At 72.2% G+C, this 15,611-nt stretch carries 16 protein-coding genes; 8 read left to right on the plus strand and 8 right to left on the minus strand.

All coding sequences use genetic code 11. The features are described from left to right. Window positions 1–27: 27 nt before the first annotated feature. The 3 genes from Adu01nite_RS21805 to Adu01nite_RS21815 are packed head-to-tail and all read left to right on the plus strand — an operon-like array spanning window position 28 to window position 3,216. Window positions 28–1,353, plus strand: coding sequence for an FtsX-like permease family protein (locus tag Adu01nite_RS21805; protein WP_203728769.1), 1,326 nt, complete (start codon window positions 28–30; stop codon window positions 1,351–1,353). Beyond that, complete coding sequence (locus tag Adu01nite_RS21810) at window positions 1,353–2,570, plus strand: sensor histidine kinase (RefSeq protein ID WP_203728770.1); 1,218 nt, start codon at window positions 1,353–1,355, stop codon at window positions 2,568–2,570. Before Adu01nite_RS21805 ends, Adu01nite_RS21810 begins: the two co-directional genes overlap by 1 nt. 1 nt (window position 2,571) lies before the next feature. Then, window positions 2,572–3,216 carry a response regulator gene (locus Adu01nite_RS21815; protein WP_203728771.1) on the plus strand — a complete coding sequence of 215 codons (645 nt, stop codon included), beginning with the start codon at window positions 2,572–2,574 and terminating at the stop codon, window positions 3,214–3,216. A 136-nt stretch (window positions 3,217–3,352) separates the two neighbouring features. On the opposite strand, the gene Adu01nite_RS21820 is transcribed toward Adu01nite_RS21815, so the two are convergent. Continuing rightward, window positions 3,353–3,865 (minus strand): GNAT family N-acetyltransferase, encoded by a 513-nt coding sequence (locus tag Adu01nite_RS21820; RefSeq protein ID WP_203728772.1) that lies wholly within the window; start codon window positions 3,863–3,865, stop codon window positions 3,353–3,355. A gap of 155 nt (window positions 3,866–4,020) precedes the next feature. On the opposite strand from Adu01nite_RS21820, the gene Adu01nite_RS21825 reads away from it, so the two are divergent. Beyond that, window positions 4,021–4,323 carry a hypothetical protein gene (locus tag Adu01nite_RS21825; RefSeq protein WP_203728773.1) on the plus strand — a complete coding sequence of 101 codons (303 nt, stop codon included), beginning with the start codon at window positions 4,021–4,023 and terminating at the stop codon, window positions 4,321–4,323. On the opposite strand, the gene Adu01nite_RS21830 is transcribed toward Adu01nite_RS21825, so the two are convergent. Continuing rightward, on the minus strand, window positions 4,320–5,168 hold the full coding sequence (locus Adu01nite_RS21830) for a hypothetical protein (protein ID WP_203728774.1): 849 nt from the start codon (window positions 5,166–5,168) through the stop codon (window positions 4,320–4,322). The genes Adu01nite_RS21825 and Adu01nite_RS21830 overlap by 4 nt on opposite strands. Window positions 5,169–5,240: 72 nt before the next feature. Between Adu01nite_RS21830 and Adu01nite_RS21835 the strand changes: the two genes are divergently transcribed. The 4 genes from Adu01nite_RS21835 to Adu01nite_RS21850 all read left to right on the plus strand — a co-directional run bounded on the left by Adu01nite_RS21835 (window position 5,241) and on the right by Adu01nite_RS21850 (window position 8,661). Next, window positions 5,241–6,143, plus strand: a complete 903-nt coding sequence (locus Adu01nite_RS21835; protein ID WP_203728775.1) for an aldo/keto reductase — start codon at window positions 5,241–5,243, stop codon at window positions 6,141–6,143. After that, complete coding sequence (locus tag Adu01nite_RS21840) at window positions 6,140–6,925, plus strand: SDR family NAD(P)-dependent oxidoreductase (RefSeq protein ID WP_203728776.1); 786 nt, start codon at window positions 6,140–6,142, stop codon at window positions 6,923–6,925. Before Adu01nite_RS21835 ends, Adu01nite_RS21840 begins: the two co-directional genes overlap by 4 nt. A gap of 101 nt (window positions 6,926–7,026) precedes the next feature. Then, entirely contained in the window at window positions 7,027–8,253 is a 1,227-nt protein-coding gene (locus Adu01nite_RS21845) for an acyltransferase family protein (RefSeq protein WP_203728777.1), read from the plus strand. A 108-nt stretch (window positions 8,254–8,361) separates the two neighbouring features. Further along, a complete protein-coding gene (locus Adu01nite_RS21850; protein WP_203728778.1) occupies window positions 8,362–8,661 on the plus strand; it encodes a helix-turn-helix domain-containing protein in 300 nt (99 codons plus the stop codon). A 186-nt stretch (window positions 8,662–8,847) separates the two neighbouring features. Here the strand turns inward: Adu01nite_RS21850 and Adu01nite_RS21855 are convergent, their stop codons facing one another. The 6 genes from Adu01nite_RS21855 to Adu01nite_RS21880 are packed head-to-tail and all read right to left on the minus strand — an operon-like array spanning window position 8,848 to window position 15,611. Next, complete coding sequence (locus tag Adu01nite_RS21855) at window positions 8,848–10,413, minus strand: methyl-accepting chemotaxis protein (RefSeq protein ID WP_203728779.1); 1,566 nt, start codon at window positions 10,411–10,413, stop codon at window positions 8,848–8,850. A 60-nt stretch (window positions 10,414–10,473) separates the two neighbouring features. Further along, window positions 10,474–11,514: an MSMEG_0565 family glycosyltransferase gene (locus Adu01nite_RS21860; protein ID WP_203728780.1), complete on the minus strand. Its 1,041-nt coding sequence runs from the start codon at window positions 11,512–11,514 to the stop codon at window positions 10,474–10,476. Continuing rightward, window positions 11,511–12,335: a carbon-nitrogen hydrolase family protein gene (locus Adu01nite_RS21865; protein WP_239132606.1), complete on the minus strand. Its 825-nt coding sequence runs from the start codon at window positions 12,333–12,335 to the stop codon at window positions 11,511–11,513. The genes Adu01nite_RS21860 and Adu01nite_RS21865 overlap by 4 nt, the downstream gene beginning before the upstream one ends. Next, the gene (locus Adu01nite_RS21870) at window positions 12,332–13,165 is read right to left on the minus strand and encodes a carbon-nitrogen hydrolase family protein (protein ID WP_239132607.1); all 834 of its coding nucleotides are present in this window, start codon (window positions 13,163–13,165) and stop codon (window positions 12,332–12,334) included. Before Adu01nite_RS21870 ends, Adu01nite_RS21865 begins: the two co-directional genes overlap by 4 nt. Then, window positions 13,162–14,562 (minus strand): MSMEG_0567/sll0787 family protein, encoded by a 1,401-nt coding sequence (locus tag Adu01nite_RS21875; RefSeq protein ID WP_203728781.1) that lies wholly within the window; start codon window positions 14,560–14,562, stop codon window positions 13,162–13,164. The genes Adu01nite_RS21870 and Adu01nite_RS21875 overlap by 4 nt, the downstream gene beginning before the upstream one ends. Further along, window positions 14,559–15,611, minus strand: a complete 1,053-nt coding sequence (locus Adu01nite_RS21880) for an MSMEG_0568 family radical SAM protein (RefSeq protein ID WP_203728782.1) — start codon at window positions 15,609–15,611, stop codon at window positions 14,559–14,561. The genes Adu01nite_RS21875 and Adu01nite_RS21880 overlap by 4 nt, the downstream gene beginning before the upstream one ends.

The raw sequence follows: 15,611 nt of genomic DNA on the forward strand, positions 1-15,611 counted from the left end.
CAGCTCGGAGCGAAGCGAGGAGCTGGCATGAGCAGCGGCATCGTCCGGCAGGCGCTGCGCCGCAACCCGTGGGCGTTCCTCGGGCCGGCCGCCACCCAGGCGCTCGCCGCCGCGCTGGTCACCACCGGGCTGTGCGCGGTCGCCTCGCTCAGCGGGGCACCGCTGACCGCCGCGCAGCGGGCCACCATGGCCGCCGACGGGGTCGCCGACATGGGCATCGTCTTCCTGGTCGCGTCGATCTATCTGTCCATCCTGGTCGTCGGGGTGACGATGGGGACCGCCATCGCCGACCAGGGCCGCGACCTCGCGCTGTTCCGCACGGTCGGAGCCACCCCGCGGCGGGTGCGGCGGGCCATCGCCGCGCAGGCCGCGATCGTCGCGATCCCGGCCACGGTCGTCGGGGTGCCGCTCGGGCTGCTGTTCGGCTCCGCCTGGGTGGGCGGCCTGGTCGGCCACGGCATCGTGCCGGCCGAGGTGACCTTCCGGGTGCACGGCGGGGTCGTGCCGATCACGTTCGCCGCCACCATCGGCACCTCGCTGCTCGGGGCGCTGATCGCCGCGATCCGGCCGTCCCGGCTGCGGCCGGCCATGGCGCTGACCGAGGCGGCGGTGCCGAGGCGCGGCCGGGTCCGTACCCCGATCGGTCTTCTGCTCGTCGCCGGAGGCGTGACGCTGTCGGTGCTGATCAGCGACGCGAGCGCGGAGACGGCCGACAACGCGGGGCTGTTCGTCATGCTGGCCATGTGCTTCGGGATGGGCATGCTCGGGCCGGTGCTGCTGCGGCTCGCGGCGCCGGTGGCACGGCTGTTCGGGCCGGTCGGGCGGATCGCGGCCGACAATGTGGTGGCGCGCCGCCGGTCGCTGTCCGGGGCCCTGGTGCCGCTGACCCTGGCGGTCGGGTTCGCCGCGTTCACGATCGTGATCGGCAGCACCACCGAGAAGGTCACCGGGGTGGCCATGACGCCGGCCGACCGGTGGCTCACCTACGCCGGGACCGGGGTTTACGCGGCCTTCGCGGCGGTCGCCGCGGTCAACACGCTGATCACCGTCATGCAGGCCCGGCGGCAGGATCTCGCCGTCGTCCGGCTGGTCGGCGGCACCCGCGGGCACACGCTGCGGGTGGTGATCTGCGAGGCTCTGGTGGTGACCGCCACCGCGCTGGCGGCCGGGTCCGCCGTGGCCGCGGCCACCATGCTTCCGCTGCTGCACACCGCCTTGGGCGTCTGGCAGCCGTATGTTCCGCCGTCGTTCCTGGTCGGTGGCGTGCTGGGCACGGCGGCGCTGGTGCTGGCCGGCCTGGCCCTGCCGGCCGCCGCGATGCTGCGCCGGCCGCCGATCGAGGTGGTCGGCTGATGCGCGGCCGCGCCGCCGAGGTCATGAGGTGGGGTCGCGCCGCCGACGTCGGCCGGATCTGGGTCACCGGCCGCTGGTGGCGGGAGCTCGCGTTCGTGCTCAGCGGCGCGGTCCTGCGGCTGCCCACGTTCGCGCTCGCCCTGCTCGGCATCGCGGCCGCCGCCCTCTCCGTGGTGATCTTCGGGTTGGCGCTGCTCGCCGGCATGCTGGCGCTGGCCCGGCGCACCCCGCGCTACTTCCGGGCGCCGGCCCGCAAACTGCTCGGCTGGGACTGGCCGGACGTGCCGCCGACCGGCCGGATCCTGCTCACCGACGGCACCGCGTGGCGCGCCCTCGCATACTGCTTCCTCGGTTTCGCCGTGGTCTACACCGGCGCCTATCTCACCCTGATCGGGCTCGGCAGCGGCCTGGCCGCACTCACCTACCCGGCCTGGCGCTGGCTCGACAACGACCCGGACAACTGGCTGATCTCCTGGCGGACCGCCGCCGGTGGGGTGGTGCTGCTGCTCGTGGTGCCGTGGTTCGTGCGCCTCATCGTGTACGCCGACTCGCTGCTGGTGCGGGGCCTGCTGCAGCCGACCCGGGCGGCCCGGCGGATCGCCGAGCTGGAGGCGGGCCGGGCGGCCCTGCAGGCCGATGCGGCGGCGCTGCTGCGCCGCGTCGAACGCGATCTGCACGACGGCACGCAGGCACGGCTGGTCACGCTGGGCGTGGCGCTGGCCCGGATAGAGCACAAAACCACCGAGGCTGACGTACGCGACCTGGCCGCGCACACCCGCACCACGGTGACCGAGGCCCTCGCCGAGCTGCGCGACATCGTCCGCGGCATGCATCCCCCGGCCCTCGACGACGGCCTCGAAGTGGCGCTGTCCACCCTGGCCGGCCGCAGCGCGGTGCCGGCCGAGGTGCGGGTGGCCCTGTCCGGCCGCCCGCCGGACGCCACCGCATCGGCGTTCTACTTCACGGTCCTCGAACTGCTCACCAACGTGGCCCGGCACGCCCACGCGACCCGCGTCTCGATCACCCTGACCGACGACGCCACCCGGGTCACCCTGACCGTCCGCGACGACGGCCGGGGCGGCGCCGCGGCGAGCGAGCGCGGCACCGGGCTGGCCGGGCTGACCCGCCGGGCCGAGGCGCTCGACGGTCAGTTGCGCATCGAGTCGCCGGACCACGGACCGACCGTGGTGACCATGACCCTGCCCCGGGAGTACTGACATGCGCGTGGTCATCGCCGAGGACAACCCGCTGCTGCGGGATGGCATGCTGTTGCTGCTCGGCGAGCACGACATCGAGGTGGTGGCCGCGGTCAGCGACGCCACGGCGCTGCTCGACGCGGTCGAGCGGGAACGGCCGGAGGCGGCCGTGGTCGATGTGCGGATGCCACCCACGTTCACCGACGAGGGACTCCGGGCGGCGTTGACCCTGCGGTCCGCGTACCCATCAATCGGTGTTCTGGTCTTCTCGCAGTGGATCGAGACCAGCTATGCCCGGCAACTCCTCGTGGAAAATGCCGGGAAGGTGGGTTATCTGCTGAAAGATCGGATCGTCAGCACCGACGAGTTCGTGGAGGCGCTGCGCCGGGTCGCCGCCGGTGGCACCGCCCTCGACCCGGAGGTGGTGCGGCACCTGCTGGCCGCGCCGTCGGTCGACGCCGGGCTGGCCCGGCTGAGCGCCCGCGAGCGCGAGATTCTCGGGTTGCTCGCCGAGGGACGCTCCAACGTGGCCATCGCCGAGTCGCTGCACCTGGCCGACCGCAGCGTGGAGAAACACGTCACCGCGATCTTCACCAAGCTGGACCTGCCGCACGACCGCTCGGATCATCGCCGGGTCCTGGCCGTGCTCCGCTACCTGCGCGCCTGACCTCGGCCACCGGCCGGAACCGGTCATCCAGGGTGACCAGCAGGCTGAGCGGCACGGTGACGAAGACCAGCGTCCCCATGCCGCGGATGGTCGCACGGAAGCCCACGCCGGCCGCTCATCTGCTGCGGGTGAATGCTTACAGCGTGATCCAGTAGCGGCGGGCCGGCCCGAACGGCGTCTGCCGCACCGCTTCCAGGACGCCACCGCCACTTTCGATGGTCCGGGCCGACGCGGTGTTCTCGTCGGCGCACATGACCAGCACCCGCTGGAGCCGGACGGCCCGAGCCGCGCCGAGAATCTCCCCGAGCGCCCACGAGGCAAGCCCCCGCTGCCGGGCCGACGGCCGCACCCCGAACCCGATGTGCCCCATCGGCGGCGTGGCCCCGTCGAACTCGTAGCGAAGCGCGATCCCGCCGAGCACCCGCCCGTCCTCGACGATCCATCGGTAGACGTGCCCGACGTCATGCTGCTGAGCCGGGTCTTCATCGAATTCGAGCCGAGCAACCCATTCGGCAAACCCACCCGGCGACCCGACATCATCGGACGGCCGCAACGCGAACCCGTCCTCGTGCACCCCCGGCCCCCACTCCCGATGCGCATCAAGCCAGGCGTCCCGAAGCCGAACAGTGGGCGCAACCAACTCGACCATCCCCCGACGCTACCCGCTCGTGCAGAACCCGCCGTTGCCGTTGCCTGGGACGTGGGTGCTCCGTTGCCCCATGGATGCCATTGATGCGCGACTACCCGCCTGCCCCGCAGATACACCGTGTCGGATGCCCCGGCGTCTCGGCCCGGCTTGTGTCGTTGCCGACCGCTGAGATCGCGTTGCGGTTTCCCAACGGGGTCATGCACAACTGCTATCACTTCCACCAGAATCCCCGCGGGGTGGTGGAACCCGTCGTCTATCCCGAGCACCCGTACCGGCCGTCCACCAATCGGCCCGAGGGCGCGCGGGTGCCGCTGTGTGCGGTCTGCCGGGGCACCCACGGCGATGACGAGGTCGAGGGCGGTGGCCTGCTTCTGTCCACCGGGCGTCCGAGGCTCATCCTGCCCGGCGAGATCGCGGAGGCCGACCCGTCGGGTCTGATCCTGCCCGGGAACCGTTAGGCCGGGACCGGGGCGAGGCCGGCCCAGGGTGCGTCGGTCCAGCCCAGGTAGGTGCGGAGCTCCTCGGGGGTGGCCAGGATGTCGGCGCCCAGCTCGCTCACCGCGATCTCGCGGCCGGCGATCGGGTCGGGGTCGTAGCCGTAGACCTCGGGCCACTGGCGGTGCAGGCGGGGCTCGCCGCCGAACGTCAGGTCGGCGTCGGCCAGGACCATCGGGTCGCCGTAGACGGCGGCCTGGCAGCCGGCCAGCAGGCCGTACCAGATCGCGCTGCACAGCCGGTTGGACACCACGCGCTTGTGGCGGCGCAGCTCGGCGAGCTGGCGCACCAGGAACTCGCGGTCGGTGTCGCGCCACCAGAAGCCGCGGTAGCCGTGGCAGATCACCCGGAAGCCGGCGTTCTCGTAGACCTTGCGGATGCCGCGCACCTTGTACTCGTTCCAGTACAGGCAGGCCGTGATCGGGCCGGTCTCGTGGGCCTTCAGCTCGTCGATGAGGCGCTGGTGGTCGCCCATCACCTGCTGCCCCTCCCAGCCGTGGAAGGGGTAGAAGATGGTGCCCTCGCGCTCCGACCCGTCGGCCGCGTCCATCGCTTCGAGGTAGGCGAACGGGGAACCGACCACCACGGCGTCGCGGCGGCCCTGTGACCACGCGCGGCGGCGGGTCTGCTCGGACCACACCAGCAGGGGGCTGCCGTCGATGAACGGCACGCCGGGGGCCATCCCGTCGCCGATGTTCCACCCGTGCTGGAGGTAGCCCCGGATCCGCGGTGGGTCGAGGGGATCCTCGAGCCGGCAGTACCGGGACAGGATGTGGGCGTGGCCGTAGTAGTAATTCGCGTGGTGCATCGGTCGGAGCATAACATCGCGAACTATGTGCTCAGAGCTGCGCAAACAGGTCGATGAACAGGCGGTTCGGCAATGATCGACATCCGGCAGCGGGGCGATTACCGCCAGTCGGTGCTGATCCTCGGGACGGCGCAGCTGGGCATGGCGTACGGCATCGCCAACCGGACCGGTGCCCCGGACGACGACGCCGCCGCCGGCATCCTGGCCGCGGCCCGCGACCTGGGCATCACCCACCTGGACACGGCCCGCGCCTACGGCGACAGCGAAAACCGGATCGGGGTCGCAGCGCCGCCCGAGCTCGCGATCATCACCAAGGTCGCGCCGGGTGCCGACACCGCCGCGGCCGTGCGGGCCAGCGTCGACGCGAGCCGGGCCGCGCTGGGCCGGAGCGGAATGGGCCGGAGCGGGCCGGTCACGCTGCTGTTCCACCGGGCCACCGATGCCCTGGCCGGCGGCTGGGACGAGCTGCGCCGCTTTTTCCTGGAGGGAGAAGCCGACCGGATCGGCGTCTCCGTGCAGAGCCCGGACGAGCTGCAGCGGGCGCTCGACCTGCCCGACCTCGGGTACGTCCAGCTGCCATGCAACATCCTCGACCGGCGCTGGGTGTTCGAGGCGCCCCGGCCCGATCTCGTGGTGACCGTGCGCAGCGCGTACCTCCAAGGTCTGCTTGTTGCCGGGACGACGGTGACCTGGCCGAACCTTCCCGACGCCGAGCGGGACGCGGTGGTCGCGACCCTCGACCGGCTCGCCGCCGAGCTCGGCCGGGACTCCCGGGCCGACCTGTGCATCGCCTACCTGCTGTCACTGCCGTGGGTGACCTCGCTGGTCGTCGGGGCGGAGACGGAGCGGCAGTTGCGGGACAACGCTGACCTCGTACGCCGCAAACCCTTGACCGAGAGTGAGCGGGAGTCGGTGCTCGCCGCCCTCCCGGAGATGCCCGATGACCTTCTCGACCCGAGCCGGTGGACCCGATGACGACGATTGACGACCTTTTCGGCCTGCGCGGACGCGTCGCCGTGGTGACCGGCGCGACCGGGCGGCTCGGCCGGGTGATGGCTGCGGCACTCGCCGGGGCCGGCGCCACCACCTGGCTGATCGGGCGGGACGAGGGCCGGCTCAAGGCGCTCGCCGGCGAGCTCGGGCCGAACTGCCGGCCGGCCCGCTGCGACGTGACCAGCGACGAGGACGTGGCCGCGCTCGGCGCCCGGCTGACCGCCGAGGGCGGGCGGGTCGACGTGCTCGTGCACAACGCGCACGTCGGGCGGGGTGGCTCGCTGCGCTCGGCCCGCCCTGCCGACTATATGGAGGCGGCGAACCTGGCCCTCGGCGCCTTCCAGCGCCTCCTCGACGGCACCCGGGAGCTGCTGGTGGCCGCGGCCGCCGACAGCTCACCCACGGTGATCACGGTGGCCTCGATGTACGGGCTGGTCAGCCCGAAACCGCAGCTCTACGACACCCCGGAGGCCGGGAACCCGCCCTATTACGGCGCCGTGAAGGCCGGCCTGGTGCAGCTGACCCGGTACGCCGCGGTGGAGCTGGGCCCGGCCGGCGTACGGGTCAACTGCATCACGCCGGGGCCGTTCCCCGGCTCCGACGGTGACCCTGCGTTGCTGGCGCGGCTCGGCGCGCAGACGCCGCTGGGGCGGGTCGGCGACCCGGCCGAGATCGCCACTTCCGTGCTCTACCTGGCATCTCCGCGCAGCAGCTACGTCACCGGGGCGAATCTGGTCGTCGACGGCGGATGGACCGCGTGGTGATGATCTGACGCTGCGTAGACATCGACGGTCCCGCTGTGCCCGGGGCCGCCGGTCATGTTCTAATGCTGCGCCTATCCTTTTCACACCAAAAGCACAGGAGCATGGTGAGCGGCACGACGACTGCATTCGGGCCGCACGAGCGCCGTCCCGAGCTGAAGGCCCTGACCGGACTACGCGCGGTAGCCGCCATCGCGGTCGTCGTCTCCCATCTGGGCGTGCCGAAGAGCCTGCCCGAGGAGCTCGCGAAGATCGCGCACTGGGGCTACATCGGGGTGCCGCTGTTCTTCATGCTCTCCGGGGTGGTGCTCGGCTACAACTACCCGGGGCTGACGTTCCGGCAGAGCCGCCGGACGCTCAAGTTCTACCTCGCCCGGGTTGCCCGGGTCATGCCGTTGTACTGGGTCGTGCTGATCTACTGCGCCCTCTTCTACACCGCGGTCGGCCACCGGCAGTACCCGAAGGCGTTCCTCGAGAACATCTTCGCCGTGCAGACCTGGGGTGGGGACCTGCTGGCCGCGCAGTCGCGCTACAACGGCCCGGGCTGGTCGATCGGCGCCGAGCTGTTCTTCTACGCGGTGTTCCCGTTCGTGGTGCCGCTGGTCGCCGCGGCCAGTCGCAAATGGGGGGCGCGCGCCCTGATCGCGATCATCGGAGCGACCGCTCTGGTGTCGTTCGGCTTGCTGGCGTTCTTCGTGCTCACCGGCCGCGCCGAGCTGCCGGCCGCCGACCCGGGCTCCGCGCACCGCTGGATGTACCGCAACCCGCTCTGCCAACTGCCGATCTTCCTGTGCGGCGTGGCGATTTCCTTCCTCCTTCCTTATGTACGCCGTTGGAGTGACCTGACTCACCACGTGATCCAGGCCGCCGTTCTGGCGTACGTGCTGCTCCTCGCGATGTTCCGCGGCGAGGGCGGTTTCTGGGGTGCCGGGTCGTTCGGGCCGTTCTTCGTGCTGCCGTTCACGCTCGCCCTGCTGTCGCTCGCCTCTGACCGTGGGTGGATGGCCCGCATCCTCAAGACCCGCCCGATGGTCACGCTCGGTGTGGCCAGCTACGCGCTCTACATCACCCATCGGTGGCTGGTGTGGCAGCTCAGCTCGACCGACCCGGTCAGCAAGGGCCACGGCATCGACCCGTACGTCGGCTGGGTGCTCACGATCTGCATCCTGTTGCTGGTTGCGGAGGGTGCACATCGCTACATCGAGGAGCCGGCCCGCCGCTGGATCGTCGGGATCGGCAAGCGGCTGGCCAGGAAGTACCCGGGCCGCCGCCCCGGAGTGCACGCGAAGCCCCCGGTGCCGGCCGAGGAGCGGGCCCCGGTCAACGTCTGAACCAAACTGGTTCGCAGCTGCGTTCTTGTTCCACGCCTGTGACGGCACAAAGGTCGACTGTGGCCGGTCGACTTCTCGACTCGGCTCCGTCACTACGAGGCGAGGTTGATGAGCGCAGCAACCGTAACCACGGTCCCCCCAGATCCCATCGGCGCCGCCACGCCGGTCGAGTTCGCGATGCGCTTGCGCGCACTGATGACGGCTCGCCGCCGTTCCCTCGACAGCGTGGCCCGGCGCAGCCGTGACGCCGGCACCCCCATCTCCCGGGCCACGGTCCACAACCTGATCACCGCCGCCGGCTCACCTCGGCGGGACACGCTGGTCAGTTTCCTGCGCGGCTGCGGAGTGCCGCCGCGCGAGCAGATCCGCTGGCTGACCACGTTCGACGTGGTCTACCGCCCGCGGTAGGGGTCTGTCCCGCCGGCCACGCGCGGGGCGGCATGACCGGCAGGACAGATCGCTACTTGGTTGTCGCGGTGCATCGCTTTTGCCGGGGCGGTGCACCGCGGCGCTTCTACTACAGATCACGACGGCCTACCGATCCTGGCCGGCCGCCATCACCTTCCGGATCGCCTGCCGGGTATGGCAGGGCGGCTACACCTTGAAGCGGGCGACGATGTGGGCCAGCTCGGTGGACATCCGGGACAGGCGGCCGGCGGCCTGGGTTGCCTCGCTGACGCCGACGCTCGTCAGCTGGACCGATGAAGCCACCTCGTTGATCGTGGTGGCCACCTGGCCGCCCGCCGAGGCGGCCTCGGAGACACTGCGGGTCATCTCGTTGGTCACCGCGGTCTGTTCCTCCACCGCCGAGGCGATGGTGGCCTGGAAGTCGTTGATCTGTGCGATCGTCTCGCTGATCTGCTCGATCGCGATGATCGCCCCGCCGGTGTCGGCCTGGATCGCGGCCACCCGGCGGCTGATGTCCTCGGTCGCCTTCGCGGTCTCCTGGGCCAGGTCCTTGACCTCGGTGGCGACCACGGCGAAACCCTTGCCGGACTCGCCGGCCCGGGCCGCCTCGATGGTGGCGTTCAGGGCGAGCAGGTTGGTCTGATCGGCGATCTGGGTGATCACCTTGATCACGTTGCCGATCTCGGTGGAGGAGTCGCCCAGTTTGGCCATCACGCCGCTGGTGGCGGCGGTGATGTCGACGGCCCGGGCGGCGACCCCGGCGGCCTGGGTGGCGCCGTGGCTGATCTCCCGGATCGACGCGCCCATCTGTTCGGCGCCGGCCGCCACGGTGCGGATGTTGTCGGACATCAGGGCGGCCGACTCGGCCACCACGGTGGCCTGCCGGGCGCCGGCCTCGGAGCTGGTGCTGCTCTGGCCGCTGGTGGCGGCGAGCGATTCGGCGGCGTCGCCGAGGGCGGCCGCGTGCCGGGCGAGGTCGCCGACCGAGGTGCGCAGCGAGTCCGCGGCCCGGCGCAGGCTGCCGGCCATCTGGCCGAGTTCGTCGGTCTGGTCGACGTCGGCGTCCCGGGTCAGGTCACCGTCGGCGACCGCCTCCAGCACGGCCGACACCCGCCGTAGCGGCCGGACGATCATCCGGGCGACCATCAGGGCCAGCACGATCGCGGCGAGCAGGCAGACCGCGAACGCGGAGGCGAGCACGATCCGGGTGTGGGTGACGGTGTTCTCGAAGCCCCGGCCGGCGATCAGGGCCTGGTTGGCCCGGTCGATCTCGTCGGCGAGCAGCGTCTCGTACGTCTTGCGCAGGTCCCGATTGGCGCCCATGGCCACGGTGATCGCCGCCTGCCGGTTGCCGCCGAACGTGGTGAACTCGGTCGCGAGGGCCGCGAACCAGGCGTCCGTCGCCGTCTGGATCTTGTCGATGGTGGCCTGCTCGGCCCCGTTGCCGAGGGCGCGGGCGTTGGCCAGGTCGGCGTCGACGGTCTCCTGGCGGCCGAGCGCCTCGTCCCGGAACTTGGTGTCCCCGGCGATCAGATAGCCGCGCTCGTCGTTGGCGGCGGCCTTGGCGGCCAGCCCGGCCTCGTTGAGGCTGGTGATGTAAGGGACGCCCTGCCGCAGCTCGGCGTTGCGGGTGGACTGCAGGTCCCCGATGCCGGTCAGGCTGAGCACCCCGACCACGATCGTCCCGGCGATGCCCACCGCCGCCACCGTCATGATCTTGGTCGAGACCCGTCGGTTCCGCACCCAGCGCACTGACCCCACGATGATCTGTTCGGCCGGACAGCGCCGCGCCGAATCCAGTTCACCTGTTGTTCACCTAAGGGCGGCGTAGAACTCCAGGTGCCGGCGGGCGGCCGCGTCCCAGGTGTGCGCGGCGGCGAGGGCCCGGCCGCGCTCGCGGCGGGCCGGGTCGGGTTCCTTGATCGCCGTGACGAGGGCCTCGACCAGCGAGGAGGGGTCGGTGCCGTAGCCGACCGCCGCGCCGAACACCTCGCGCAGCACCGGCAGGTCGCGCACCACCACCGGCACCCCGGCGGCGAGGGCTTCCATCGCGGCCAGCCCGAAGCCCTCCTTGGTCGACGGGAAGGCGAACGCGGCCGCACCCGCGACCAGCCCGGGCAGCTCGTCGTGCGGCACCGGCCCGAGCACCTCGGGCGTCACTCCCAGTGAAGCCGCGCGGGCCTCCCAGCGGGCGCGGTAATCGCGGTAATCGAAGAGCGTCTCGCCACCGGCGACGACCAGGCGCAGGTCAGGGATAAGATCACGGAGCTTTGCGTACGCCTGGAGCAGGTCCAGCGATCCCTTGCGCGGCTCGATCCCGCCTACCGAGAGCAAGTACTGCCCGTGCCGCCGGGACGGGACCGCCGCGGCGAAGCGGGCCGCGTCCACGCCGTTCGGGATCACCACGGGGTCGATCCCCCAGCCCGCCCTGACCTCGGTGGCGACCGCGGCCGAGACGCAGACGTGCGCGTACGGCCGGACGATGGCTCGCTCGTGGCAGGCGGCCAGCTCCGGCGTCGTGAACTCGTCGAGGTGGTGGACGGTGCGCACGCAACGGTCCACGGCGTTCGCGCTGATGCAGTCCTGGGCGTGCACCACGTCGTACGCAAGCGGGGTGAAGGCTTTTCGAAGGACCGCGATCGATCGCACGATGCGTTCGCCGACGCCTTCGCCGGAAATTTCGGGAAATTCAACGACTTCGATGGGTACGCCCACCGGGCGGAAAAGCTCGCCGCGACCGAGCGTCCAGATCGTGACGTCGGCGCCACGCTCGGCAAGGGCCTCGGCCAGGGCGAACGTGTGCACCACCCCGCCGCGCGGACGGGTCGAATAGGTGAGCAGAGCGATTCTCACCGCGCGCTCCGGTAGGTGTCCGGGCGCAGCTCGTGCAGGTGGCTCAGCACCCGGCGGGCGGCGGCGATCTCGGCCGCCACGTCCAGTTCGGCCACCGCCAGGCCGGCCTTCGCCCAGGTGCGGGCCAGGATGTTGCCGGCCGGGCCGACCACCTTGGCCTGGCCGAGGAAGCGCATGCCGCCGACCGCGCCGGTCTGGTTGGAGCTGACCACGACGATCTGGTTCTCGGCGGCGCGGGCGCAGTCGTAGAGGTCGAACAGGCGCGACTGGCGGTCCTGGTTGAGCTTGGGCGCCGCGTTGGTGATGCTGGCCGGCCAGGCGGAGAGGCAGGCGACGATCTGCGCGCCGTCGAGGGCCAGCGTGCGGGCCGACTCGGGGAACGTCTTGTCGTAGTCGATCAGCATGCCGATCCGGCCGACCGGAGTGTCGAACGCCGCGAACGTGTCGCCGGGCGCGTAAACCGTGCTCTCGGCGGCGGGCAGGTGGACCTTGCGGTGCCGGCCGAGGACGCCGTCGCCGCTGAGCGTGACGGCGGCGTTGTAGCGCAGGTCGCCGTCGGCCTCGCAGTAGCCGACGCAGACCACCATCTCCCGGGCCATCGCGGCGACCTGGTCCAGGATGGGATCGTCCGGTTTGAACGCGGGCGGCAGCGCGGCCGGGTCGGGGTGGCGCAGGTCGGCGAGGTAGCCGCCGATCGCCGCGTCGGGCAGCACGAGCAGGCCGGCCCCGGCGGCCCGGGCGTCGGCGATGAGCTTGCCGATCCGCCCGAGGTCGTAGTCGAGGTCACGCCCGAAATGCGCGGCGGCGGCGGCAATTCTCACGTGAGCGCCGGAACTTTGTAGGCGTCGGGCCTTCGGTCGCGCAGGTGGCCCATCGAGCGGCGGGCGGTGGTCAACGCTTCGGTGACATCCACTTCGGCCACTGCCATGCCGGCGACGGTACCGGTGGTGGCCAGCACGTCGCCGCCCGGGTCGACGATCTTGGCGCTGCCGACGAACCGCATCGAGCCGAATGTGCCGGACTGATTGGCCGACAGCCAGACCACCTGGTTCTCCAGCGCGCGGGCCCGGTCGAAAAGATCGAACCGGCGGGTCCAACGGTCGTCGGCGAGATCGGCGGGCGCGTTGGTGCGGCTGCCGGGCCAGGCCGACACCACCACGATGATCTCGGCGCCGTCCAGGGCGAGCGCCCGCGCCGACTCCGGGAACGCCTTGTCGTAACAGATCATCAGGCCGAGCCGGCCGACCGGGGTGTCGAACGCGGCGAACGAGTCGCCGGAGTCGTAGCTGGCGTTCTCCCGCAGCGGCTGATGCACCTTGCGGTGGTTGCCGAGCACCCGGCCGTCGTGCACGGCGACCACGCTGTTGTAGCGGCGGTCGCCGTCGGCCTCGCAGTAGCCGGCGCAGACCACCATGTCCCCGGCCAGCGCGGCCAGCCGGGCGATCTCCGGGCCGTCCACCCGCAGGGCGGGCGGTTCGTCAGCCCCGCCGTCCAGATGCGCTAGATATCCGCCGAGGCAGGCTTCGGGCAGGGCAAGCAGGTGTACGCCCTGGGCCCGCGCCTCGCCGATGAGATCCGCGATGCGCGCGAAGTCGCCTTCCAGGTCCCGATCGAACGGTGCGGCGACGGCCGCCATCCGGACGACGCTCATGATGCCATCCCCATTCCGGTGACACCGGCGTCCAGAGCGCCGGTGATCTCCCCATCCGGCCAGCGCAGGCGGACGCCCGAGCCGGCAACGAGTTCCCCGCAGTCGGCGGTGACCGCGGGCCCGGCGTCGCCGTCCGCGAGGGGGCCGGCGGTGAGCATGGCGAAGCCGGGGAAGCAGGTGAGCCAGTCGCCGGCGCTGGCCTCGGCCGGTCGTGGCACCCGGGCCACGTCGAGCAGGGCGCCGCAGCCGCTGGCCTCGGCGAGCATGCCGAGCGTCCCGGCGACCCCGGCCATCGACACGTCCTTGGCCGCGGACGGCTTCGCCCGGGCCACGAAGGTCTGCATCCGCTGCAGCTCGTCGGCGGTGCGGTCGCTGGTGGAGTCCCACTGCCGGCCGCCGTAGCCGGGCCGCCACCGGCCGCCGAGATCGGCGGTGAGCCGGACCCGCTGGCCGGGTCGCCCGCCGCCACCGGGCACCGGATGCGCGGTGCGGCCGAGGGCGGTGGCGGACAGCGCGGCCGGCACGCCGAGCTGGGTGTGGCCGCCGAGCACCGGGATCCGGTACGCCTCGGAGGCGCGCCGCAGCCCGCCGAGGATCCGGGCCGCATGGGCGGCGTCGCGGGCACCGACCGCGTTGAGCAGGCCGACCGGCGCCGCCCCCATCGCGGACAGGTCGTTGACGTTGACGAGCACGGCGCACCAGCCGGCCCAGTCGGGGTCGCGTTCCACCATGGACGGCAGGATCGCGTCGCAGGCGGCGATCAGGTCGGAGCCGGGCACCGGCGCACCGTCGTCGCCGATGAAGCCGGGGCCGCCCGGGGCGAGACCGGCGAGGAGGTCGCCGAGCGGATTCTTGGTGGCGGCGGCCAGCGCGGTCAGCCGGCGGATCGGCCAGCGCATCAGGGTGTGCGGCCGGTTCGCGACGGTGACGTGCCGGACCGGCTGCCAGCCGAGCCGGCGGAACATCGGCTCGTTGCGCCGCTGCACGGTGGCGTCGAAACGCAGGGCGCCCGCGCTCTCGGCGTAGGCGCAGGCGGCCCGGACCAGCGCCGGTCCGATGCCGAGGGTGCCCCGGGCGGCCGGGTCGACGACCAGGCGGCCGCCCTGCCACCAGCCGATGTCCGGGCCGTCCTCGGCCGGGCCGACCCGGACGCCGCCGAGCAGCTCGCCGCGGGCGGACCGGGCGACCAGCACGACGGTGCGCGGGTCGTCGTCCCGGTCGTCGCGGTCGGTCAGGTCGAAGAGGCCCTGCTCGCCGACGAACACCCGGCGCCGCAGTGCGTGGTAGCCGGCCGGGTCGTCGGCCGGTTCGACCATGAAGTGCGGCCCGACCAGGGCCGGTGCCAGATCGGCGGTGCGCGGCTCCTCGTTGAGGACCGGCCAGTCGCGGGCGGTCATCCGCCGGCCGCCTGCAGGACCCCGCACGCTCCGCACGCGGCACAGCCGGCCTTCTGGTCGGCGCCGAGCATCCCGGCGTCGCGCAGCAGGGCGCCCACCCGGGCGCTGATGTCGCGGATCAGCGACGGTGGCGGTGCCATCACGCCGTCGCGGCGGGCGAGGGTGCCGGCCATCGGGCGGAACGGCACCACGAACGGGTAGACGCCCCGCTCGATCAGCCGTGCCGCGCCCGCGACGAGGTCGTCCGGGTCCTCACCGAGGCCGACGAGCAGGTAGGTGGAGACCTGGTTGCGGCCGAACACCTCGACCGCGCGGTCCCAGGCCGCCTCGTACTCGGCCATCGGCACCGAACCCTTGCCCGGCATCCATTTCCGCCGGACGTCGTCGTCCAGCGATTCGACGTGGATGCCGATCGATGCGACCCCGGCGATCTTCAGCGCGTCGATCACCGCGAGGTCGCCGGGCGGTTCGATCTGGACCTGGATGGGCAGGCCCGGGACGGCGGCCAGGACCTCCCGGACGCAGCGGACCAGGTTGCGGGCACCGCGGTCCGGGCCGGTGGTGGTGCCGGTGGTCATCACCATCTGCTTGACGCCGTCGAGCCGGACCGCTGCTTCGGCGACCTCGGCGAGCTGGGCCGGAGTCTTGGCGGCCACCGTGGCGCCCGACCGCAGCGACTCCTCGATGGTGCAGAAACGGCAGCGCTGGTCGTCGGCGTACCGGATACAGGTCTGCACGACGGTGGTGGCGAGCACGTCCTTCCCGTGGAGACGGGCGATCTGCTCGTAGGAAATACCGTCCGCCGTCGACAAGTCATAAAATTTCGGGCGTCGGACGACTTCTAGCGACAGGCCGGTGTTGATCTCGCCGAGCCACACGCGGCCATCGCGTACGTCATAAGGGCTTGTGGGGTTGACCGGAAAAGCGGCATTCCGGCCGTCGACCACCACGTGGCCGTCGTCGCTGGGGCCGGCCCCCGCCGGCCGGCGCACGGGAGTGGGAACCCGCACGCCGGTAACGGCGAGGTTTGCGTGGACGTCGAGCGACAT

Origin of the sequence: Paractinoplanes durhamensis (genome assembly GCF_016862175.1) — a bacterium.
GTDB lineage: Bacteria > Actinomycetota > Actinomycetes > Mycobacteriales > Micromonosporaceae > Actinoplanes > Actinoplanes durhamensis.